Genomic DNA, 22,385 nt, shown 5'->3' on the forward strand with positions numbered 1-22,385 from the left:
TCCGCGGCCGCGGACGAGTTCGTCGCCCGGTCAACGCCCGCCTTCGGTCGCGGGTTTCAGCCCGGGTGCCCCTGGGCCGAAGCGCGCCATGTCGTCGTCCTGGTTCTGCAGCGCGCACGACTTCAGTGACAGGCAGCCGCAGCCGATACACCCGGTCAGGTTGTCCCGCAGGCGCTGCAGCGCGTCGATGCGCGCGTCCAGCTCCTGACGCCACTGGCTGGACAGTCGCGCCCAGTCCGCCTTGGTGGGTGCGTGGTCGTGTGGCAGCGTGGCCAGTGCCTGGCTGATCTCCTCCAGGCTCAGCCCGATCCGCTGAGCCGAGCGGATGAACGCGATCCGGCGCAGTATCGATCGCGCGAAACGCCGCTGGTTGCCCGCGGTGCGCTGCGAGGTGATCAGGCCGCGGTCCTCGTAGAACCGCAACGCGGTGGTGGGGACACCACTTCGCTCCGCTACCTGCCCGATGGTGAGTGTGTTGGCGAGTGTCGACACGCATCCACACTATCGCTGACTTCGAGCTTAGTCGAAGTTGCCGCGCCACGGCGTGCCGGCACCAACCCCCGGGTGGGAGCCGAATGTCACGTCCGGCTCCTTAGAAGAACCGAATGTCACCTTGGGCTCCCACCACCTCCCGCCGGGCCGGAAGGCGCCCAAGGTGACACCGGTTCCTTAGAAGGCGCCCAAGGTCACATTGGGCTCTCACCCCTGCGGGGTCCTGGGGCGCGGCGGAGAGGGTACAAACGGTGAGGTGTGCACGCCCGAGCCGAGCGATCGTGACGTCGTCCGCTCGCCGCTGCGCAGCAGGCCGTTCGTACTGCTGCTGCTCGCGGCAGGCGGCATGTTCTTCGGCTTCGCATTGCTCGTGTCGGTGGTGCCGCTGTGGGTCGTCGAGCACGGCTCCGGCGAGTTCAGCGCGGGCGCTGTCACCGCCGTGTTCATGACCAGCACCGTGCTGGCTCAGCTGATGATGTCCACGCTGGTGCGCAGGTTCGGATACCGCGCCATGGCGATCACCGGAGCGGCCCTGCTCGGTGCACCGGCGTCGCTGCTGATGCTGTTCACCGACTGGCAGCCGGTACTGGCGGTGTCGTTCGTGCGAGGAGTCGGGTTCGGCATCGTCACCGTGTGCGGCAGCGCGCTCATCGCGGAGCTGCTGCCGCGCGGCATGCTCGCCAAGGGGTCCGGGGTGTTCGGGCTCGCGGTGGGGCTGCCGCTGCTGGTGGGGCTGCCCGCGGGTGCCTGGCTCGCGCAGAACGCCGGGTTCGCTGTCGTGTTCCTCACCGGGGCCGCGCTGCCGATGCTGGGCATCGTGCCGCTGGCGCTGCTGCCGAGGACGACGGCACAGCCGGAGGAGGACGGCCGTGGCACGGTGCGGGCCGCACGGGCGGTGTGGCGCCCGTGGCTGGTCATGCTCTCCGGCTCCGTCGCCTTCGGCGCGCTGGTGACGTTCCTGCCGCTGGTGTTCGTCGAGTCGCCGCTGGCGGGGTCGCTGGCGCTGCTGCTGATGTCGGCGACTGCGCTGGTCGGCAGGTGGCTCGCCGGGATCTGGGGTGACAGCGCCCGGCCGACCGGGAAACTGCTGGTGGCAGGCCTGGCTGCGACGTCGACCGGGCTGCTGGGGCTCGCGGTGGGCGCCGGTGTGAGCGGAACAGCGGCGCTGGTGCTCGGGGTGAGCTGCGTGGCGGTCTACGGCGCCGGCTTCGGTGTGATCCAGAACGACGCCCTTGTGGTGATGTTCGCGCGGGTGTCCGCAGCACGCGCCAGCGTGGCCTGGAACATCGCGTTCGACGCGGGGCAGGGGGCCGGTGCCGCCGTGGTCGGCGCCGTGGTGACCCTGTCGGGGTTCCCCGTGGCGTTCGCGATGCTCGCGGCGCTCGCCATCGTGCTCGTGCCCGTCGCGTGGCCGCGCGCGCGGTACGCAGTACGCTGAAGCGGTGCCTCGTGTTGTGATTCTGGACTACGGCTCAGGGAACCTGCGCTCGGCCGAGCGCGCCGTGCAACGGGCCGGGGCGGAGGTGGAGGTCACCGCCGACCCGCAGGCCGCGCTGGCCGCGGACGGGCTCGTCGTACCGGGGGTCGGCGCGTTCGCCGCCTGCGCCGAGGGTGTTCGGCGCGTCGGCGGGGACAAGCTGGTCGGTAAGCGGCTGGCGGGCGCGCGCCCTGTGCTCGGCATCTGTGTCGGCATGCAGATCCTGTTCGAGCGCGGGATCGAGCACGGCATCGAGGCCGAGGGGCTCGCCGAGTGGCCGGGCACGGTGGACAGGCTGCGTGCGGACGTGCTGCCGCACATGGGATGGAACACGGTGCGCGCGCCGGAGGACTCGGTGCTGTTCGCCGGGCTCGACGCCGACACCCGGTTCTACTTCGTACACTCCTACGCCGCGCGGAGCTGGCAGCTCGACTCCGGGCTGCCGTCTGCAGGCGCGAAGGTCACCTGGGCGCATCACGGCGAGGACTTCGTGGCCGCGGTGGAGAACGGGCCGCTGTGCGCGACCCAGTTCCACCCGGAGAAGTCCGGCGACGCCGGCGCCCACGTGCTGCGCAACTGGCTGTCCACGCTGTGACGGAACGCTGAATGACGCTTTCAGTCCATACGGGTGGCTGAATGACGCTTTCAGCGCACCAGATGGAGTGAAAGCGTCATTCAGCTCACACCTGCGGTGACGAGGGTGACCACGAGGGTGACCACCTTGCCGGGGGTTCGGAGCGCGCTCTATAGAGTTGAGGCGTGACGTTCACCTTGCTTCCCGCAGTCGATGTCGCCGACGGGCAGGCCGTGCGGCTCGTCCAGGGCGAGGCCGGTACCGAGACGCGGTACGGCAGCCCGCTCGAGGCCGCGCTCTCTTGGCAGCGCGACGGCGCAGAATGGATCCACCTGGTCGACCTCGACGCCGCCTTCGGGCGCGGGTCGAACCGGGAGCTGCTCGCCGAGGTCGTCGGCAAGCTGGACGTACAGGTCGAGCTGTCCGGGGGCATCCGCGACGATGCCTCGCTCGAAGCGGCGCTCGCCACGGGCGCGCGGCGGGTGAACCTGGGTACCGCGGCACTGGAGGACCCCGACTGGACGACCAAGGTGATCGCCAGGCACGGCGACCGGGTCGCGATCGGTCTGGACGTGCGCATCACCGAGTCCGGGCATCGGTTGTCCGCGCGTGGGTGGACCACCGACGGCGGCGACCTGTGGGAGGCCCTCGAGCGGCTGGATGCCGATGGCGCCGAGCGGTACGTGGTCACCGACGTGAGCAAGGACGGCACCCTGCGGGGCCCGAACCTCGATCTGCTCCGGGAGATCACCGCGCGCACCGACGCCGCGGTGATCGCCTCGGGCGGGGTCTCGACCGTACAGGACCTGGCGAACCTCGCGCGGCTCGAAGGTGACGGTGTGGAAGGCGCGATCGTGGGCAAGGCGCTGTACGCCGGCGCGTTCACGCTACGCGAGGCGCTCGCCGCCGTCCGCTGATCGCCCGCACACATCATCCTCACTGCCTTCTTCGGTACATATCAGGTACCTGAGGAGTCCTTCGGCTCGCCTCCGCTGGGCCGCTAGTTGCTCCCGGGTTCCCGGGAGTTGCCCGGGGCGCCGGGGTCGTCGCGGTCGGGATCGTCGCCGCCGGGGTCCTGGCCGTCGAGTGTGATCGCGATACCGATGGTGCGTTGCTTGCCGCCGCGCAGCATGCTGCCGTAGATCCCGAGCGCGCCGAGGATGCCGTACTTGGCGCGGATCAGGCCCCGGACCGTGTCGGTCTCGTCCTGGTCGAGCAGCCGTGCGCGCCCCGGCACCGTGGGGCCGCGCACCTTACGCCCTGTCGCGTCGCACGCGGTGAGCTCGACCCTGCTGCCCGCACGGATACGTTTGACCTTCCCGCTGGTGCGCTCGGCCCAGACGACGAGCTCGGTACCGTGCCGTGCGACCCACACCGGCGTGGCAACGGCCCGGCCGGACCTGCGGTAGGTGGTCAGCTGCACGTACTTCTCGTTACCGAGTCGTTCCTGGTCGGTCGGCATGTGCCCACCCTACTGGAACTCACGGTGTCCTCCTGCGCAGCGTCGCGGCGCCGAGCGCGAGCGCGAGCAGGACGAACCCGGCGACGACACCGATGTCGCGCAGCAGGCCGGCCTGCACGGTCGCGGTCCCGGTGACCGCGGTGATCGCGTCGACGGCGTAGGACAGCGGCAGCACGTTCGACAGCCACGTCAGCAGCACAGCCATCTCGTCGCGGGGTACGAACAGCCCGCACAGCAGGAGCTGCGGCATCACGACGACCGGCATGAACTGGATCGCCTGGAACTCCGTCCTGGCGAACGCGCTGACGAACAGGCCGAGCGCCATGCCGAGCACCGCGTCGAGCACGGCGATCAGAAACAGCATCCACACCGACCCCGCGAGGTCCAGTCCCAACCAGGTGAGCGAGACCGCCGTCACGATCGATACCTGGACGAGCGCGAGCGCGCCGAACGCCACGGCGTAGCCGGCCAGCAGGTCGAGCTTGCCCATGGGCAGCGCCATCAGCCGCTCGAGGGTCGCCGTGGTGCGCTCCCGCAGCGTCGTGATCGAGGTGACCAGGAACATCATCACGAACGGGAAGATGCCGAGCAGCGCAGGCCCGAACCGGTCGAAGGCCGCCTCGCTGTTGAAGACGTACCGCAGCAGCACCATGAGGATCGACGGCATGAGAAGCAGCATCGCCACGGTGCGCCGGTCGTGGCGTAGCTGCGTGAGGATGCGCCGCGCGGTGGAGAGGGCGAGCACGGGATTCATGTCGTGACCTCCTGGATGAGCCGGAGGAACGCTCGCTCGAGATCGGACTCCCCGGTACGTTCGCGCAGGCGTTGCGGGGTGTCGGACGCGAGCAGGGCGCCGTCACGCATCAGCAGCAGGCGGTGACACCGCGCGGCTTCGTCCATCACGTGGCTGGACACGAGCAGTGTCGTGCCGGCTGCGGCCAGCCGGGTGAACAGCTCCCACAGCTCGTCCCGCAGCACGGGGTCGAGGCCGACCGTCGGTTCGTCGAGGACGAGGACCTCGGGGTCGCCGAGCAGCGCCACGGCGAGGTTGGCCCTGCTGTGCTGGCCGCCGGACAGCCTGCCGATGAGCGCATCCGCGTGATCGCGCAGCCCGACCTCACCGATGACCCTGGACACGTCGGACGCCGGGGCGCGCACGATGTCTGCGAAGTACCGCAGCGCCTCGGCCACCGTCAGGTCCGGGTAGATCGCAGGGTCCTGCGTGGCGTAGCCGACCCTGCCGCGCACGGCCCTGGTCCCTGCATCGTGACCGAGCACCGTGACCCGGCCTGCCCGGATGATCTGCACACCGACCACGGATCGCATCAGGGTGCTCTTGCCGCACCCGCTCGGGCCGAGCAGCCCGGTGACCGTGCCGGGCTCGACCCCGAAGCTGACGCCCCGCACGACCTCGCGCCCGCCGCGTTCGACGTGCAGCCGGTCCACTGCAACGGAATAATTCATCATGCGTTGAACTATCCTGGCTCGGCAGGGCAGACACAAGGAGGGGCCGACACAAGCACGGCCCGCGATCACCCACCCCGTAGGCTGGGGGCATGTCCGTGGCGGTCAGGGTCATCCCGTGTCTCGACGTCGACGCCGGTCGCGTCGTCAAAGGAGTCAACTTCACCGACCTGCGCGACGCCGGTGATCCGGTGGAGCTGGCTCGCGTGTACGACGCCGAAGGTGCCGACGAGCTCACGTTCCTGGACGTGACCGCGTCCTCGGGTGACAGGGAGACGACCTACGAGGTGGTACGTCGGACCGCCGAGCAGGTCTTCATCCCGTTGACCGTGGGCGGCGGCGTGCGCAGCAGCTCCGACGTCGATCGGCTGCTGCGTGCCGGGGCGGACAAGGTCAGCATCAACACGGCGGCGATCGCCAGACCGGAGCTGCTGCGCGAGGCCTCCGAACGGTTCGGCGCGCAGTGCGTCGTGCTGTCCGTCGACGCGCGACGGGTCCCGGAGGGATCCGAACCCACCGCGTCGGGGTTCGAGGTCACCACACACGGCGGCAGGCGTGGGACCGGCATCGACGCCGTCGAGTGGGCCGAGCGCGGCGAGGCGCTCGGCGTGGGAGAGATCCTGCTGAACTCGATGGATGCCGACGGCACCAAGAACGGGTTCGACGTCGAGCTGATCCGCGCGGTGCGCGCCGCGGTGGGTGTACCGGTCATCGCCAGTGGCGGGGCGGGTGCGGCCGAGCACTTCGCCCCCGCGGTGCACGCGGGCGCGGACGCGGTGCTGGCCGCGAGCGTGTTCCACTTCAAGGAACTGACGCTGCGTGACGTCAAAGAGGCCATGCGCGAACAACGAATCGAGGTCAGGTGACTACGTCCGGACTCGACCCCGAGATCGGCTCCCGGCTCAAACGCAACGCCGACGGTCTGGTCGCCGCCGTCACCGTCGACCACCACACCTCGGACGTGCTCATGATGGCCTGGATGGATGACGAGGCGCTGCACCGGACCCTGGTGACCCGGCGGGCCACGTACTACTCGCGCAGCAGGGGTGAGCTGTGGGTCAAGGGAGAGACCTCGGGGCACACCCAGACCGTCCGCGAGGTGCGTGTCGACTGCGACGGCGACACGGTCCTGGTACGTGTCGAGCAGACCGGGCCGGCGTGCCACACCGGCGAGCGCACCTGCTTCGACGGTGCCGACCGCCTGCTGCTCGCCGACGACGGGCCGTGACCCGCCCGGGCACACCGCGGTATCCGCCGCGCCGGGCCGTCGCGTCGGGCCGATCCCGGCCGTCACGTACCGCGCGCTGCCGGGCACAATTGCGCGCATGGTGCATTCCGGCAGGGCAGGCCTGGGTTCGGTCAGGCCGAGCAGGGAGGAGTTCCGCGCGCTGGCGCGCGAGCGCAGGGTCATCCCCGTGGTGCGCACGGTGCTTGCCGACGCCGAGACGCCGATCGGGCTCTACCGCAAGCTCGCGGCCGACCGGCCGGGTACGTTCCTGTTCGAGTCCGCCGAGCACGGCGAGTCCTGGTCCAGGTGGTCGTTCGTCGGGGTGCGCAGTCCCGCGGCGCTGACGGTGCACGACGGCGAGGCCACATGGCTGGGCCACCCCCCTGTCGGCCTGCCGTCGGGTGGCAACCCGCTGAGCGCGTTGCGCGAGGCGGTGGAGGAGCTGCACAGCGAACCGCTTCCGGACATGCCGCCGCTGACCGGGGGAATGGTGGGCTACATCGGCTACGACGCGGTGCGGTGGCTGGAACGGTTGCCCGAGCACGCCCGCGACGACCTGCGCATCCCCGAGCTGATCATGCTGCTCGCCACCGATCTGGCCGCGTACGACCATCACGAGGGTACGGTCACCCTGATCGCGAACGCGGTGAACTGGGATGCCTCGCCCGAGCGGGTGGACGCGGCCTACGACGACTCGGTCGCACGGCTCGACGAGATGAGCGCGGCGTTGGCCCAGCCGACCCCGCCCACAGCGGCCACCTTCGACCGGCCCGCGCCGCAGTTCCACCGCCGCCGCACGCCCGAGGACTACCACGACGCCATCCGCAGGGCGGTGGAGGCCGTGCACGCGGGTGAGGCCTTCCAGATCGTGCCGTCCCAGCGCTTCGAGATGGCCACCGGGGCCGACGCGCTGGACGTGTACCGGGTGCTGCGCACGTCGAACCCCAGCCCGTACATGTACCTGCTCCGGCTGGACGGTTTCGACTCCAACGGCGACCAGATCGCCTTCGACATCGTCGGTTCGAGCCCGGAATCCCTCGTGACCGTCCGGGACGGGCGCGCCACGACGCATCCGATCGCGGGTACCCGCTGGCGGGCCGAGGACCCGGACGAGGACGCGATGCTGGCCAAGGACCTGCTCGCCGACGACAAGGAGCGTGCGGAGCACCTCATGCTGGTCGACCTCGGCCGTAACGATCTCGGCCGGGTGTGCAAGCCGGGCACGGTGCACGTGGTCGACTCCTTCTCCATCGAGCGCTACAGCCACGTGATGCACATCGTCTCCACGGTCACCGGGGAGCTGGATGCCGGTGCGACCGCCGTCGACGCGGTGGCCGCGTGCTTCCCGGCAGGCACGCTGACCGGAGCCCCGAAGGTGCGGGCCATGGAGCTGATCGATGAGCTGGAACCGACGCGCAGGGGCCTGTACGGCGGCGTGGTCGGCTACCTGGATTTCGCCGGTGACGCCGACACGGCGATCGCGATCCGTACCGCGCTGATGCGGGACGGGGTCGCGTACGTGCAGGCAGGGGGAGGGGTCGTCGCCGACTCCAGCCCGGAGTACGAGGACAACGAGTCGCTGAACAAGGCCCGCACCGTGCTGGCCGCGGTCGCTGCCGCGGAGACGATGTCCCCGCCCCGGCCGTACGGGCAGGGCGGACACGGCGAGCCGGCAGATGCGGCCGCGCCTGCCGAGCCTGCCGTGGCCGACACGGCGCGCGGAGGCAGCCGTGCCTGAGCGAGGCAACGACCCCCGGGGGCGTCCGGCACGGTCGGCACGTGCGCTCTGGCTGGTCGTGCTCGGGCTCGTCGTCGGGTCGGGCGCGATCTGGCTGTCCACGCGGCAGCGGTGGGGCGAGGAGCGAGCAGGCCACGGTCCCGCGGCGATGGTCGAGCAGACCGAGACGGGGGCCGATGCGGTACCGGCGCTGCTGCCGCTGGCGGTCCTCGCGCTCGCCGGCGTCGCGGGCGTGCTCGCGACGTCCGGCTGGGCGCGCCGGGTGCTCAGCGGCGTGCTCGTGCTGGCGGGGCTGGCCACCTGCGCGCTCGGTGTGGCAGGGGCACTGGACATATCCACCGTGCTGCTCGGGCACGGCCTGGCACTGGCGGGAGGGCTGCTGGTCACCACGGCAGGCGTCGCCGGTGCCGTCGCCGCCGACCGGATGCCTGCGATGGGGACCCGGTACTCCCGTGCGCCCGAGCGCGCCGCCGCTTCCGACCCCGACGCCGAGCTGTGGGATGCCCTGTCCGCAGGTGACGATCCGACCACGGACACGCGGTGACGCCGCCCGACCCCGCACTCTGCCGGTGTGGGCGCGCGGGTTAGCATCTTGTGGGCGGGAAGGACAGTTTTTGTGAGCTATCAGCAGTGGTGCAGGCGGCAGTGACGCTGATACGAAGGTCGCGTTGCCAGCACGGCCGGGCCGTGTGCAACTTTCCGTGGATGAGGTGCCGTGAGCGTTCTCGATGACATCGTCGCCGGCGTGCGGCAGGACCTCGCCGAGCGAGAGGCCGCGCTGCCGTTCGACGAGCTCAAGCAGAAGGCGGCCAACGTTGCCGAGCCTCGCGACGCGATGGTCGCGCTGCGCGAGCCAGGTATCGGCGTCATCGCCGAGGTCAAGCGCAACAGCCCGTCGAAGGGTGAGCTCGCCGCGATCACCGATCCCGCCGCGCTCGCCGCGGACTACGCGGACGCGGGCGCGCGAGTGATCAGCGTTCTCACCGAGCAGCGCCGGTTCGGCGGGTCGCTGTCGGACCTGGCAGCCGTGCGCGACGCGGTGGATGTCCCGCTGCTGCGCAAGGACTTCATCGTCAGCCCGTACCAGGTGCACGAGGCGCGCCTGCACGGTGCGGACATGGTGCTACTGATCGTGGCCGCACTGGAGCAGAACGCGCTGGCGGCATTGCTGGACCGGGTGGAGTCGCTCGGTATGACCGCGCTCGTCGAGGTGCACAACGCCGAGGAGGCCGACAGGGCGCTGGAGGCAGGCGCCAAGGTGATCGGCATCAACGCGCGTAACCTGCACACGCTCGAAGTGGACCGGGACGCGTTCAGCAGGTTGGCTCCCGGCCTGCCCGCCGAGGTCCTCAAGATCGCCGAGTCCGGTGTGCGCGGCCCGCGCGACCTGATGACCTACGCAGGGCACGGCGCGGATGCCGTGCTCGTGGGGGAAGGGCTGGTCACCGCAGAGGATCCGAAGGGCGCGTTGGTGCAGCTGGTGACAGCCGGATCCCATCCGGCATGCCCGAGGCCGAGCCGGTGACCGAGCGGGACGGCGGCACCGGGAGAGCGAGCGCGCCCTCCGGCGAGGGCACCGGCCAGCAGCACGATCCGACGGACCGGGGGCATTTCGGCCCGTACGGTGGGCGTTTCCTGCCGGAAGCGTTGATCGGCGCGCTCGACGAGCTGGCCGCGGAGTACGACAAGGCGCGCCAGGACCCGGAGTTCGGCGAGCGGTTCGACGACCTGCTGGCCAACTACGCCGGCCGCCCCTCGCTGCTGACCGAGGCTCCGAGGTTCGCCGAGCACGCGGGCGGGGCGCGGATCTTCCTCAAGCGCGAGGACCTCAACCACACCGGCTCGCACAAGATCAATAACGTGCTCGGCCAGGCGCTGCTGACCAAGCGGATGGGCAAGACGCGGGTGATCGCCGAGACCGGGGCCGGCCAGCACGGTGTCGCGACCGCCACCGCCTGCGCGCTGCTGGACCTCGACTGCGTGATCTACATGGGGGAGGTGGACACCGAGCGGCAGGCGCTCAACGTCGCGCGGATGCGGCTGCTCGGCGCCGAGGTCGTACCGGTGAACACGGGGTCGCGAACCCTCAAAGACGCGATCAACGAGGCGTTGCGCGACTGGGTCACCAACGTGGACACCACGCACTACCTGCTCGGCACGGTGGCCGGGGGGCACCCGTTCCCGGTCATGGTGCGCAACTTCCATGCCGTGATCGGCGAGGAGGCGCGGCGGCAGATCCTGGACGCGACCGGCAGGCTGCCGGACGCCGTGGCCGCGTGCGTGGGAGGTGGCTCCAACGCGATCGGGATCTTCCAGGGGTTCCGGGACGACCCCGGTGTGCGGCTGGTCGGTGTCGAGGCGGGTGGTCACGGCATCGACTCCGGCGCGCACGGCGCCACGCTGACGAGCGGTTCACCCGGCATGCTGCACGGCGCGCGGTCCTACCTGCTGCAGGACGACGACGGGCAGACGATCGAGGCCTACTCGATCTCGGCCGGGCTCGACTACCCGGGGGTCGGCCCCGAGCACGCCTGGCTCAAGGACACCGGTCGAGCCGAGTACCGTTACGCCACCGACGCCGAGGCCATGGACGCGTTCCAGCTTCTGTCGCGTACCGAGGGCATCATCCCGGCCATCGAGTCGGCGCACGCCCTTGCCGGGGCGCTGCGGCTCGGGCAGGAGCTCGGTGCCGGGTCGCTGATCGTGGTCAACCTCTCCGGCCGGGGCGACAAGGACATGGACACCGCGGCCAAGTACTTCGGCTACGTCGATGACCACGGCACGGGAGGGCGATCGTGAGCGGCCTCGATGCGGTGTTCGCCGCGGCGCGTTCCGAGCAGAGGGGAAGCCTGATCGGCTACCTTCCCGCGGGTTACCCGACGCTGGAGGGCTCGATCGAGCTGATCGGCGCGATGATCGACGGCGGTGTGGACCTCGTCGAGGTCGGTGTGCCCTACTCGGACCCGGTGATGGACGGCCCGACCATCCAGGCGGCCGCGGGCACCGCGCTGCGTAACGGCTTCCGGCTCCGTGACGTGTTCACGGTCGTGGAGTCCGTCGCCGCGCGCGGCGGGCACGCGGTGGTCATGACCTACTGGAACCCCGTGCACCGCTACGGCGTCGACGCGTTCGCCAGGGACCTGGCTGCCGCGGGCGGCCACGGGTTGATCACCCCGGACCTGATACCCGATGAAGCCGAGGAGTGGCTCGCCGCCTCGGCCGCGCACGAGCTCAGCCGGACATTCCTGATCTCGCCGTCCTCGTCGCGGGCGCGGATCGAGCGTGCGGCAGGGGCCAGTACCGGCTTCCTCTACGCCACGGCCGTGATGGGCGTGACCGGGGCGCGGGACCAGGTCGGGGCCGGTGCGGCCGAGCTGGTCGGCAGGGCGCGCGAGGTGACCGACCTGCCGGTCGGTGTGGGGCTGGGCGTCCGGTCGGCCGGGCAGGCCGCCGAGGTCGCGTCGTTCGCCGACGCGGTCATCGTCGGTTCCGCCTTCGTGAGCCGGGCCGACAGCGGCACGCGCGCGGTGCGCGACCTGGCCGCCGAGTTGGCGGACGGGGTACGTGCCCCCTCAGCTGGGGAGGCCCGGCCTTCCGGGTTACGGTGACGCCGTGACGTACGCCGCCCAGCTGTTCCATACGAACATCCCCAGCCCTGTTCGCGGCGTATGGGAGATCGGTCCGGTCCCCATCCGCGCGTACGCGCTGTGCATCATCGCCGGGATCGTCATCGCCATCCTGTGGGGTGAGCGGCGGTGGGCCGCTCGCGGTGGCGAGCGCGGGCTGATCACCGACATCGCGGTGTTCGCCGTGCCGTTCGGGCTGGTCGGTGGCCGCCTGTACCACGTGATGACCGACTGGCAGCGCTACTTCGGCGCGGGGAACGACCCGCTGGACATCGTGCGTATCTGGGATGGTGGGCTCGGCATCTGGGGCGCGATCACGCTCGGTGCGGTCGGCGCGTGGATCGCCTGCCGACGCCGCGGGATCCCGCTGCCGGCCGTGGCGGATGCCGTCGCTCCCGGCATCGTCGTCGCGCAGGGCATCGGCAGGCTCGGTAACTACTTCAACCAGGAGCTCTACGGCAAGGAGACCTCGCTGCCGTGGGGGCTGGAGATCTACCAGCGTGTCGACCCGGACAACCCGTCGCGACCGGCCGGTGTGGACGGTGTAGCCGTGGACACCACGCCGCTGGCCGTTGTCCACCCGACGTTCCTGTACGAGCTGCTGTGGTGCCTCGGTGTCGCGGTGCTTGTGGTCTGGGCGGACCGGCGGTTCCGCCTCGGGCACGGGCGGGCGTTCGCTCTCTACGTCGCGGGCTACACGGCAGGCCGGTTCTGGATCGAGCTGTTGCGTGTGGACGAGGCGTGGCGGCCGGTGCTGGATGTGCGGATCAACGTGTGGACGGCGACGGCGGTCTTCCTCGGCGCGGTGCTGTACATGATCCTGGCCCGCGGTCGTGGCCCGCGGGAGGACCCGGCGCTACTCGCGCCGGCCGGGATCCCGGCAGCTGCCCCGGCAGACACCGCGGCGCAGGACGCCGCGGCCGCGGAGACGGGCACGGGCGCCGGCGCCGCTGGTGGCGAGGAGCAGGACGGCTCCGCGCGGGGTGAGCCTGCCGGGGAGCCGGAGTCGGCGTCAGGTCCGGACGAGCCCGCGCCCGGGGACCAGCGGTAGGTCCAGCGCACTCAGCAGGCCGGGCTGCGCCCCCACCACGGCGGGGATGGCGTTGACCAGGCGCATGGCGGTGGCCTTCAGGCCTGCCGTGTTGTGGTCCCCGTCCGAGCCGAGCAGCTGGAGGTCGAGCGTGTAGTTCGGCTCGCCGGTGACCTCCACGCGGTAGCAGCCTGCGCCTGCGGGCTGGGGCCAGTCCGGACCGAGGTCGGAGCGCAGGCGCGTGACGTGTTCGAGCACGCAGACGGGTGCGCCGCCACTCCAGCCGCGCACCTCGAAACGGAGCGCGGCAGCGGTGCCCTTCTCGATCGTTCCCGAGTCGACGGTGAATGTCTCCGGCGCCGGTAGGCGCTCGTAGGTCTCGTCGACGCTGTCGAGCCGGACGTCGAGCCCGGCAGCGAGCTGGCGCACCACGCTGCCCCATGCCATCGACAGCACGCCCGGTTGCAGCAGCATGGGCGTGTCGTCGAGCGGCTTGCCGAAGCCCATGATGTCGAACAGCACGGTGCCGTTGTCGTAGGTGCTGTAGTCGAGGATCTCCGCGCACCGTACCTGCTGGATCCGCTCGCTCACGCCCGTCAGTGCCAGGGGAAGCCAGTCGTTGGCGAAGCCGGGGTCGATCCCGTTGACCCACAGCGACGCGCCGCCTTCGGCCGCCGCCTCACGGACCGGGCCGGACATCTCGTCCGGGACGACACCGTCCGGGTACTGCAGGAACACCGGGCAGCTGGAGACCACGTTGATGCCGGCGCGCAGGAACCCGGTGAGGTCCTCGATGGCCTCCGAGATGCGGTCGTCGGCCATGGCGGTGTAGACGACGCAGTCGGGCGCGGTGCCGAGTACGGTCTCGGCGTCCGTGCTGGCAGGCACCCCGAGCGAGTGGGGCAGACCCGCGAGGTCGCCTGCGTCCTTGCCGTCCTTGGCCGGGTCGGAGACCCACACGCCTGCGAGCTCGAGCTCGGGATGAGCGTCGATCCCCGCGATGGTGTTCCGTCCGACGTTTCCCGTGCTCCACTGCACGACGCGATAGCTCATGCTGCCTCCTTGGTGTCGTGGGACCGGTGGGTGTGCGCCTCAGAGGTCGGGCAGCCCGAGCTCGAGGTTGGGACGTTGCAGCCCGCCGTCGACCTCGAGCACCTTGCCCGTGATGTAGCTGCCCGCGTCCGAGGCGAGGAACAGCGCGGAGGCGGCCACCTCCTCCGGCTCGCCGATCCGTTCCAGTGGGGTGTTGCTCTCCAGCTGCTGGCGGAGGTTGTCGTCCTGCGCCACGACATCGAGCGCCGAGGTCGCTACCGAGCCGACCGCGAGACCGTTCACCCGGATGCGGGGCGCCAGGTCATAGGCGGCCATCCTGGTGAAGTGGGACAGCGCGGCTTTCGCGGTTCCGTAGGCGAGGAAGCCGCGCCCGCTGACGCGGCCCATGACCGAGGAGATGTTCACGATCGTGCCGCCTCCGGTCTCGAGCATGGCCGGTACGGCGGCGCGGGTGAGCGCGTGCGCGGTGGAGACGTTGAACCGGAACGCCTCCTCGAGGAAGTCGGTGCTGGTCTCCAGCAGTGGTTTGGGGTAGGTGCCGCCGACGTTGTTGACCACGATGTCGAGCCTGCCGAACCGCTCGTGCGCGGCGTCGGCGAGCGCTCCTGCTGCCTCGGGGTCGGACAGGTCGGTGGGTACCACGTGTGCCTTGCGGCCTGCCTGCTCGACGCGCTCGGCCACCGTGGAGAGGTCGGACTCGGTGCGGGAGGCGATCAGGACGTCGGCGCCTGCCTCGGCGAGGGCGACCGCGGTCGCGGCGCCGATACCCCTACCGGCACCCGTGACGACGGCGGCACGGTCCTGGACGCGGAAGCGATCGATCATCATACCGAGGGACTGTAACATGTTCTAGTTCACGTGTCGCCGGAACGACTGGGGCCGGTTTATTCGCGCGCGTCCTGTCAGGGGTTCGCGGTAATCTTGCCCGGACAGCCGGGCGGGTACTCGCGTATGGCGTGCGTGACCCGGACGTCGCCGGGCTGCGCAGCGCCGCTGCGGCTGGTGGCCGGTACTGGAGGGGTTTCGGTACTGGAGGGGTTGTCGTGCACGTCCCTGGTGGGCGTGTGCCCGACACTCGGGGGAGCGACAGAGCGATGAGTAGGCAGGATCGGGGCACGAGCGGGCAGGAGCGCGCCGTCCCGGATCGCGGCTGGGTACTCAGCGGTTCGACCGGGATGGTGCTGCTGACCTCGCTGGTGATCTTCGCTTCGGTGCACGGCGCCGGGACGATCCTGTATCTCGCGTTCCGGTTCCCCGCCGAGCTCGATCCCGTTGCCGAGGCCATCAGCTACTACGCATACGTCGACGGCGCTCGGGTGCGTTTCACGGTCGCGTTGCTGGAGATGGCGCTCGCAGGCGCGGCACTGACGCTGGCCCTGCTCAAAGCGGGCGCGCTGCGCCGCACCTCGGCGCTGGTGCTGATGAACACCTGGTGCGCCGGGGTGGTGCTGGTTGCGCTGTTCCCCACCGACGACGATCCGCGCATCCTGTCGGCGTCCGGGGTGATTCACCAGGTCGCCGGAGCGTCGCTGTTCGTGACACTGCCCTTCGCGGTGCTGCTGACCCTGCGCGAGCCGTCCGGCGGGCCGCAGCCGCGTCGCGTGGCGACCACACTGCGCTGGGCAGCGATCACCACGCTGGCGTTCGCGCTCGCCTACCTGACAGCCCGGCTGCCGGACATCGCGCCGGACTGGTCGCTCGTCTCGGCCATCGGTAACCTCGCCCTCGGCGGGCTGTTGCAGCGCCTGCTGTTCGCCGGTGAGCTGGTGTTGCTGCTCGTGCTCGCCGGATGGTTGTTCGCCGTGTCCCGTTCCGGGGCGCCGCTGGACGGTGACGGTGCGGGCAATCCCGCAGGGCGGGACGGCTGACACGACGCCCTGGTGGGTGCGGGTACATCGACCGGCGGCCTTGCGCGGCCGTGCTGGTCACCGCATGCTGTTCGTACATCGATGGCACCCTCGCCGAGGGAGGTCGGCAGATGATCTTCTCCGCGCTGCCCGACCGCCAGGCGCTCTACGACCCGGCGGCCGAGCAGGACTCGTGCGGCGTGGCGATGGTCGCCGACATCGCCGGTCGTGCCGATCACGGGATCGTCGTCGACGGGTTGACCGCGCTGAGAAACCTCGACCACCGCGGAGCGGCGGGGGCCGAGCCCGCCAGCGGGGACGGCGCGGGCATCCTGGTCCAGCTCCCGGACGCGTTCTTGCGGGCCACGGCCGGCTTCGCGCTGCCGGAACCGGATGGGCGGGGCGCACACCGCTACGCCGCCGGTATCGCGTTCCTGCCCACCGATCCCGGGCGGCGTGCCGAGGCTGTCGCCCTCGTCGAGCACCTGGCGGCCGACGAGGGGCTCACGGTGCTCGGCTGGCGGGACGTGCCGGTGGCGCCGGACCGCGCGGGCATCGGGCCGACGGCGCGCTCGGTGATGCCGCACCTCGCGATGCTGTTCGTGACTGCCGACCCTGCCGACCCTGCGCGCGATGCTCGGCCCGCGAGCGGGATCGAGCTGGACAGGATGGCGTTCTGCCTGCGCAAGCGCGTCGAGCACGACAGCGTGGCCGCCGGCTGTGGCACGTACTTCGCCTCCCTGTCCGCGCGGACCCTGGTCTACAAGGGGATGCTCACGACCGAGCAGCTCCCGGTCTTCTTCGGCGACCTCACCGACCCTCGGTTCGCCTCGGCGATCGCCCTGGTGCACAGCCGGTTCTCCACCAACACCTTTCCCTCCTGGCCGCTGGCGCACCCGTTCCGGTACGTGGCGCACAACGGAGAGATCAACACGATCCGTGGCAACCGCAACCGGATGCGCGCGAGGGAGGCGCTGCTGGAGTCGGACCTCATCCCCGGGGACCTCTCCCGGCTCTACCCGATCTGCTCGGAGGAGGGCTCCGACTCGGCATCCTTCGACGAGGTGCTCGAGCTGCTGCACCTCGGTGGCAGGAGCCTGCCGCACGCGGTGCTGATGATGATCCCCGAGGCGTGGGAGAACGACGACGGCATGGACCCCGCTCGCCGGTCGTTCTACCAGTTCCATTCCAGCCTCACCGAGCCGTGGGACGGGCCGGCATGCGTGACGTTCACCGACGGCACCGTCGTCGGGTCGGTGCTGGACCGCAACGGCCTGCGGCCGGTGCGCTGGTGGCGCACCGCCGACGACCGGGTGGTGCTGGCCAGCGAGTCCGGGGTGCTCGACATCGCCCCGGAGAACGTCGTGGCCAAGGGGCGGGTGCGCCCTGGCCGGATGTTCCTCGTCGACACCGGTGCGGGCCGGTTGATCGACGACGACGAGGTCAAGGGCGAGCTCGCCGCGCAGCATCCCTACGGCGAGTGGGTACACGCGGGCCTGCTCCACCTGGCCGACCTTCCGCAGCGCCCGCACGCGGTACCGAGCCACGAGTCGGTGCTGCGGCGCCAGCTCACCTTCGGCTACACCACAGAGGAGCTGAAGATGCTGGTCGCCCCCATGGCAAGCAGCGGGGCGGAACCGGTGGGGTCGATGGGCACGGACACCCCGCAGGCCGTGCTCTCGCAGCGGCCGAGGTTGCTCTACGACTACTTCGTGCAGCACTTCGCGCAGGTCACCAACCCGCCGCTGGACGCAATCCGGGAGGAGCTCGTCACGTCGATGGCCCGCATCATGGGCCCGGAGCAGAACCTGCTCGCCCCCGGCCCCGTGTCGTGCAGGCACATCCGGCTGCCCTACCCGGTGATCGACAACGACGAGCTCGCCAAGCTCGTGCACATCAACGACGACGGTGACCTGCCGGGAGTCGCCTGCCGCGTGCTGTACGGACACTACGATCCCGACGGCGGGGGAGCGGCGCTGGAGGAGGCGCTGGCCGGGGTCTGTGCCGAGGCCTCCGAGGCCATCGCAGGCGGGGCCAGGACCCTCGTGCTCTCGGACCGCGGGTCGACCGGCACGCAGGCCCCGATCCCGTCGCTGCTGCTCGTCTCGGCCGTGCACCATCACCTGATCCGCACCAAGGAGCGGCTGCGCGTGGCGCTGGTGGCCGAGTCAGGCGACGCCCGCGAGGTGCATCATGTCGCGCTGCTGCTCGGTTACGGCGCCGCCGCGGTGAACCCCTACCTCGCGCTGGAGTCGATCGAGGACCTCGCGGCCTCGGGCGCGATCACCGAGGTGGATACGGCCACCGCGCTCGCCAACTACATGGAGGCGCTGGTCAAGGGCGTGCGCAAGGTGATGTCCAAGATGGGGATCTCCACGGTGGGCGCCTACACCGCCGCCCAGGTCTTCGAGTCCTTCGGGCTGGATCAGGGCGTGCTCGACGAGCACTTCACAGGGACCCGGTCCACACTGGGCGGTGTCGGGTTCGACGTCCTCGCCGCCGAGGTGGCCGCGCGTCACCGGCGCGCCCATCACGACGACCCCGCCACGCAGGCGCACCGCGGTCTCGACAGCGGCGGGGAGTACACCCTCCGGCGGGACGGGGAGCTGCACCTGTTCACCCCGGAGACGGTCTTCCTGCTGCAGCACGCGAGCAGCACGGGACGGGAACGCGCCTACCGCGCCTACACCGAGGAAGTGCGCAGGCTCGAGCGGCAGGGCGGCACGCTCCGCGGGCTGTTCAGCCTGCGCAGCGACCGCGAGCCCATCCCTGTCGAGGAGGTGGAGCCGGTCGAGTCGATCTGCCGGCGGTTCGGCACCGGAGGGATGTCCTACGGCGCGATCTCGGCGGAGTCGCACGAGACGCTGGCCATCGCGATGAACCGCATCGGGGGGCGCTCCAACTGCGGTGAGGGTGGTGAGGACGCCGACCGCCTGTACGACCCGGAGCGGCGCAGCGCGATCAAGCAGGTGGCCAGCGGGCGCTTCGGCGTGACAAGCGAGTACCTGGTCAACGGCAGCGACATCCAGATCAAGATGGCGCAGGGGGCCAAACCGGGCGAAGGGGGGCAGCTCCCGCCGAACAAGGTGTACCCGTGGATCGCCCGCACGCGGCACTCGACACCGGGGGTGGGGTTGATCTCCCCGCCGCCGCACCACGACATCTACTCCATCGAGGACCTGGCCCAGCTGATCCACGACCTGAAGAACGCGAACGAGCTCGCTCGCGTGCACGTGAAGCTGGTCAGCTCCGTCGGTGTCGGCACCGTCGCAGCCGGGGTGTCCAAGGCGCACGCCGATGTCGTGCTGATCTCCGGGCACGACGGGGGGACCGGTGCGGCGCCGCTGACCTCGTTGAAGCACGCGGGCACTCCGTGGGAGATCGGGCTCGCTGAGACCCAGCAGACGTTGCTGCTCAACGGGCTGCGGGACCGCATCACCGTGCAGGTCGACGGGGGACTCAAGACCGGGCGCGACGTCGTGGTGGCCGCCCTGCTCGGTGCCGAGGAGTACGGCTTCGCGACGGCTCCGCTTGTGGTGGAAGGCTGCGTGATGATGCGGGTCTGCCATCTGGACACCTGCCCGGTCGGGGTGGCTACGCAGAACCCTGACCTGCGCGCCCGGTACCGGGGACAGGCCGAGCACGTGGTGAACTTCTTCCGATTCGTCGCCCAGGAGGTGCGCGAGACGCTGGCCGGGCTCGGCCTGCGCAGCCTGGACGAGGCGATCGGGCGCGCCGAGATGCTCGACACCGACGATGCGGTGTCGCACTGGAAGGCAGACGGCCTGGACCTGACACCGATCTTCCAGATCCCCGCCCGTGGGCCGTACGGCGGATCGCGGCGCAAGACCCGCGAGCAGGACCACGGCCTGGACCACGCGCTGGACCGCACGCTGATCCAGCTCTGCGAGGCAGCGCTGGAGGACGCTCACCCGGTCCGGCTCGACGTGCCGGTACGCAACGTCAACCGCACGGTCGGCACGCTGCTCGGCGCCGAGATCACACGACGGTACGGGGCGGCCGGACTGCCGGAGGGGACCGTCCACGTGACGCTCACCGGCTCGGCAGGTCAGTCGCTGGGCGCGTTCCTGCCGACCGGGGTCACGCTTGACCTCGTCGGTGACGCCAACGACTACGTCGCCAAGGGACTGTCCGGCGGCAGGATCATCGTTCGCCCACCGGAGGGGACCCGGTTCACCGGCGCGGGCGCGCAGGACCACGTGGTCGCGGGCAACGTGATCGCCTACGGCGCCACCGCGGGTGAGGTGTTCCTGCGGGGCCAGGTCGGGGAGCGGTTCTGCGTGCGCAACTCCGGTGCGAGCGTGGTCGCCGAGGGAGCCGGGGACCACGCCTTCGAGTACATGACCGGCGGGCGAGCGGTGGTGCTCGGCCCGTGCGGGCGCAACCTCGCCGCAGGGATGTCCGGGGGAGCGGGGTACGTGCTCGACCTCGACCCGGAGCAGGTCAACACCGCGATGGTCGACCTGCAGCGGCCGGGACCGGAGGACCTCACGTGGCTGCGGGAGATCATCACGCGGCACAGGGACCTGACGGGCTCCCCGGTCGCCGCCGCGGTGCTCGCCGACTGGACCCGCCGCTCGGCGGCCGTCACCAAGGTGATGCCGCGTGACTACCAGCGGGTGCTCGAGGCGGCGCGCCGCGCGCGCGAGCAGGGCCGCGACGTCGATGAGGCGATCATGGAGGCGGCTCGTGGCTGACGCGACCGGCTTCCTGCGCTACGCGCGCGCCGACGCGCCGAAGCGGGACGTCGCCGAGCGGGTCCGTGACTGGCGCGAGGTCTATGCCGAGCCCGAACCCGCCACGCGCAACGCCGAGGTCTCCACCCAGGCGACCCGGTGCATGGACTGCGGCATCCCGTTCTGCCACTCGGACAGCGCGGGGTGCCCGCTGGGCAACCTCATCCCGGAGTGGAACGACCTCGTCCGTCGCGGCGAGTGGGAGCAGGCAAGCCAGCGGCTGCACGCGACCAACAACTTTCCCGAGTTCACCGGCATGCTGTGCCCCGCGCCGTGCGAGTCGGGGTGCGTGCTGGCGATCCCCACGGAGGTCGGTGGCCCCGTCACGATCAAGCGGATCGAACAGACCATTGTGGATACCGCGTGGGAGCGCGGGTACATCCGGCCGCTGCGGCCGGGCACGCACACGGGTAAGCGGGTCGCCGTTGCGGGTTCGGGGCCTGCCGGCCTGGCCGCTGCGCAGCAGCTGACCCGCGCCGGGCATGCCGTCACCGTGTTCGAGCGCGACGACCGGATCGGCGGCCTGCTGCGCTACGGCATCCCCGAGTTCAAGATGGAGAAGCACCGCATCGACCGCAGGCTCGAGCAGCTGCGCGCGGAAGGCACGGAGTTCGTCACCGGCTGCGAGGTCGGCGTCGACGTCGACGTGCCCGAGCTGCGCGCGCGGTTCGACGCCGTCGTGCTCGCCGTGGGAGCGCTCGACGGGCGGGACGACCCGACCATCCCGGGGCGCGGGCTGGACGGCATCCACCTCGCCATGGAGCACCTCGTGCCTGCCAACCACGAGTGTGAGGGCGACGGCCCGAGCCCGATCACCGCGCGGGACAGGCACGTGGTGATCGTGGGTGGCGGCGACACGGGAGCGGACTGCTACGGCACGGCCACACGGCAGGGCGCGCGTTCGGTCACGCAGCTCGACCAGTACCCGCGCCCGCCCGACGAGCGGAACGAAGAACTGTCGCCGTGGCCGACGTCGCCGTACATACTGCGCACCTACCCCGCACACCAGGAAGGGGGCGAGCGCAGGTTCGGTGTCGGGATCAGCCGCTTCCACGGGGACGAGCACGGGCACGTGCGCGAGATCGAGCTGCGCGAGGTGGAGGTACGCCGTGACCCCGACACCGGGCACCGCGAGGTGCTCCCGGCCACCGACGAGGTGATCCGGCTACCGGCCGACCTGGTGCTGCTGGCGATCGGGTTCACCGGGGTGGAGCCGATGCGGCTGCTGGACGACCTCGGCATGGAGCGGACCCCGCGCGGGACGGTGCACTGCGGGATCGACTGGCACACCGATGCGGAAGGCGTGTTCGTCTGCGGCGACGCGCACCGTGGTGCCTCACTCATCGTGTGGGCCATCGCGGAGGGCCGGTCGGCCGCGCACTGGGTGGATCGCTACCTGACGGGGGAGTCGCGGCTGCCGGATCCGGTACACCCCACCGCCCTACCACTGTCGGTGGTCTAGCTACGGTCGAGGGCAGCGTTGTGCGTGCGAACCGTAACATCGCGCTGGCTACCCTCGTTAGTGCTAGACCGGGTGGAGTAACGCGCTGCTCCATTCGGGGCAAGTTGGTTCACGAGCATAGGGCCGTCGGGTTCACCGTACATAAGGTCCCGTTAACGAATACCCTGCAATGTGG

20 protein-coding genes are annotated in these 22,385 nt (G+C 70.9%); 14 read left to right on the plus strand and 6 right to left on the minus strand.

Annotated features, from left to right (window positions below; genetic code table 11):
* Window positions 1-30: 30 nt before the first annotated feature.
* Window positions 31-492, minus strand: a complete 462-nt coding sequence (soxR, locus tag CHB84_RS07535; protein WP_089300776.1) for a redox-sensitive transcriptional activator SoxR — start codon at window positions 490-492, stop codon at window positions 31-33.
* 256 nt (window positions 493-748) lie between these two features.
* On the opposite strand from soxR, the gene CHB84_RS07540 reads away from it, so the two are divergent.
* The 3 genes from CHB84_RS07540 (at window position 749) to priA (ending at window position 3,460) form a co-directional block, all read left to right on the plus strand.
* Window positions 749-1,930: an MFS transporter gene (locus CHB84_RS07540; RefSeq protein ID WP_141134606.1), complete on the plus strand. Its 1,182-nt coding sequence runs from the start codon at window positions 749-751 to the stop codon at window positions 1,928-1,930.
* Window positions 1,931-1,934: 4 nt separating this feature from the next.
* The gene (gene hisH, locus CHB84_RS07545; protein WP_089300777.1) at window positions 1,935-2,564 is read left to right on the plus strand and encodes an imidazole glycerol phosphate synthase subunit HisH; all 630 of its coding nucleotides are present in this window, start codon (window positions 1,935-1,937) and stop codon (window positions 2,562-2,564) included.
* A 164-nt stretch (window positions 2,565-2,728) separates the two neighbouring features.
* A complete protein-coding gene (priA, locus tag CHB84_RS07550; protein WP_089300778.1) occupies window positions 2,729-3,460 on the plus strand; it encodes a bifunctional 1-(5-phosphoribosyl)-5-((5-phosphoribosylamino)methylideneamino)imidazole-4-carboxamide isomerase/phosphoribosylanthranilate isomerase PriA in 732 nt (243 codons plus the stop codon).
* 83 nt (window positions 3,461-3,543) lie between these two features.
* Here priA and CHB84_RS07555 read toward each other — a convergent pair whose 3' ends face one another.
* From CHB84_RS07555 to CHB84_RS07565, 3 genes are read right to left on the minus strand one after another with little or no spacing between them, the layout of a single operon-like run.
* A complete protein-coding gene (locus CHB84_RS07555) occupies window positions 3,544-4,005 on the minus strand; it encodes a PPOX class F420-dependent oxidoreductase (RefSeq protein ID WP_089300779.1) in 462 nt (153 codons plus the stop codon).
* A gap of 19 nt (window positions 4,006-4,024) precedes the next feature.
* The gene (locus tag CHB84_RS07560; protein ID WP_089300780.1) at window positions 4,025-4,759 is read right to left on the minus strand and encodes an ABC transporter permease; all 735 of its coding nucleotides are present in this window, start codon (window positions 4,757-4,759) and stop codon (window positions 4,025-4,027) included.
* A complete protein-coding gene (locus CHB84_RS07565; RefSeq protein ID WP_089300781.1) occupies window positions 4,756-5,472 on the minus strand; it encodes an ABC transporter ATP-binding protein in 717 nt (238 codons plus the stop codon). The genes CHB84_RS07560 and CHB84_RS07565 overlap by 4 nt, the downstream gene beginning before the upstream one ends.
* An 89-nt stretch (window positions 5,473-5,561) precedes the next feature.
* Between CHB84_RS07565 and hisF the strand changes: the two genes are divergently transcribed.
* The 8 genes from hisF (at window position 5,562) to lgt (ending at window position 13,112) form a co-directional block, all read left to right on the plus strand.
* Window positions 5,562-6,335, plus strand: coding sequence for an imidazole glycerol phosphate synthase subunit HisF (hisF, locus tag CHB84_RS07570; RefSeq protein ID WP_089300782.1), 774 nt, complete (start codon window positions 5,562-5,564; stop codon window positions 6,333-6,335).
* Window positions 6,332-6,697, plus strand: coding sequence for a phosphoribosyl-AMP cyclohydrolase (hisI, locus tag CHB84_RS07575; protein ID WP_089300783.1), 366 nt, complete (start codon window positions 6,332-6,334; stop codon window positions 6,695-6,697). Before hisF ends, hisI begins: the two co-directional genes overlap by 4 nt.
* 97 nt (window positions 6,698-6,794) lie before the next feature.
* Window positions 6,795-8,435 (plus strand): anthranilate synthase component I, encoded by a 1,641-nt coding sequence (locus tag CHB84_RS07580; protein ID WP_089300784.1) that lies wholly within the window; start codon window positions 6,795-6,797, stop codon window positions 8,433-8,435.
* Window positions 8,428-8,979: a Trp biosynthesis-associated membrane protein gene (locus CHB84_RS07585; protein WP_245818611.1), complete on the plus strand. Its 552-nt coding sequence runs from the start codon at window positions 8,428-8,430 to the stop codon at window positions 8,977-8,979. The genes CHB84_RS07580 and CHB84_RS07585 overlap by 8 nt, the downstream gene beginning before the upstream one ends.
* A 171-nt stretch (window positions 8,980-9,150) precedes the next feature.
* On the plus strand, window positions 9,151-9,960 hold the full coding sequence (trpC, locus tag CHB84_RS07590; RefSeq protein WP_089300786.1) for an indole-3-glycerol phosphate synthase TrpC: 810 nt from the start codon (window positions 9,151-9,153) through the stop codon (window positions 9,958-9,960).
* A complete protein-coding gene (trpB, locus tag CHB84_RS07595; RefSeq protein ID WP_089300787.1) occupies window positions 9,939-11,234 on the plus strand; it encodes a tryptophan synthase subunit beta in 1,296 nt (431 codons plus the stop codon). Before trpC ends, trpB begins: the two co-directional genes overlap by 22 nt.
* The gene (trpA, locus tag CHB84_RS07600; RefSeq protein WP_089300788.1) at window positions 11,231-12,043 is read left to right on the plus strand and encodes a tryptophan synthase subunit alpha; all 813 of its coding nucleotides are present in this window, start codon (window positions 11,231-11,233) and stop codon (window positions 12,041-12,043) included. The genes trpB and trpA overlap by 4 nt, the downstream gene beginning before the upstream one ends.
* A gap of 4 nt (window positions 12,044-12,047) precedes the next feature.
* Window positions 12,048-13,112, plus strand: a complete 1,065-nt coding sequence (gene lgt / locus CHB84_RS07605; protein WP_089300789.1) for a prolipoprotein diacylglyceryl transferase — start codon at window positions 12,048-12,050, stop codon at window positions 13,110-13,112.
* Here lgt and CHB84_RS07610 read toward each other — a convergent pair.
* Together CHB84_RS07610 and CHB84_RS07615 are read right to left on the minus strand one after the other, a co-directional pair.
* The gene (locus tag CHB84_RS07610) at window positions 13,074-14,144 is read right to left on the minus strand and encodes an NAD(P)H-dependent amine dehydrogenase family protein (protein WP_089300790.1); all 1,071 of its coding nucleotides are present in this window, start codon (window positions 14,142-14,144) and stop codon (window positions 13,074-13,076) included. The two genes, lgt and CHB84_RS07610, sit on opposite strands and share 39 nt — an antisense overlap.
* Window positions 14,145-14,183: 39 nt before the next feature.
* On the minus strand, window positions 14,184-14,972 hold the full coding sequence (locus CHB84_RS07615) for an SDR family oxidoreductase (protein WP_089300844.1): 789 nt from the start codon (window positions 14,970-14,972) through the stop codon (window positions 14,184-14,186).
* Window positions 14,973-15,238: 266 nt separating this feature from the next.
* Between CHB84_RS07615 and CHB84_RS07620 the strand changes: the two genes are divergently transcribed.
* The 3 genes from CHB84_RS07620 to CHB84_RS07630 all read left to right on the plus strand — a co-directional run bounded on the left by CHB84_RS07620 (window position 15,239) and on the right by CHB84_RS07630 (window position 22,210).
* Complete coding sequence (locus CHB84_RS07620; protein ID WP_089300791.1) at window positions 15,239-16,012, plus strand: DUF998 domain-containing protein; 774 nt, start codon at window positions 15,239-15,241, stop codon at window positions 16,010-16,012.
* Window positions 16,013-16,122: 110 nt separating this feature from the next.
* Entirely contained in the window at window positions 16,123-20,709 is a 4,587-nt protein-coding gene (gene gltB, locus CHB84_RS07625; protein ID WP_089300845.1) for a glutamate synthase large subunit, read from the plus strand.
* The gene (locus CHB84_RS07630) at window positions 20,702-22,210 is read left to right on the plus strand and encodes a glutamate synthase subunit beta (RefSeq protein ID WP_089300792.1); all 1,509 of its coding nucleotides are present in this window, start codon (window positions 20,702-20,704) and stop codon (window positions 22,208-22,210) included. The genes gltB and CHB84_RS07630 overlap by 8 nt, the downstream gene beginning before the upstream one ends.
* Window positions 22,211-22,385: the final 175 nt, after the last annotated feature.

It is taken from the genome of Haloechinothrix alba (assembly GCF_900188115.1).
GTDB classification, from domain to species: domain Bacteria; phylum Actinomycetota; class Actinomycetes; order Mycobacteriales; family Pseudonocardiaceae; genus Haloechinothrix; species Haloechinothrix alba.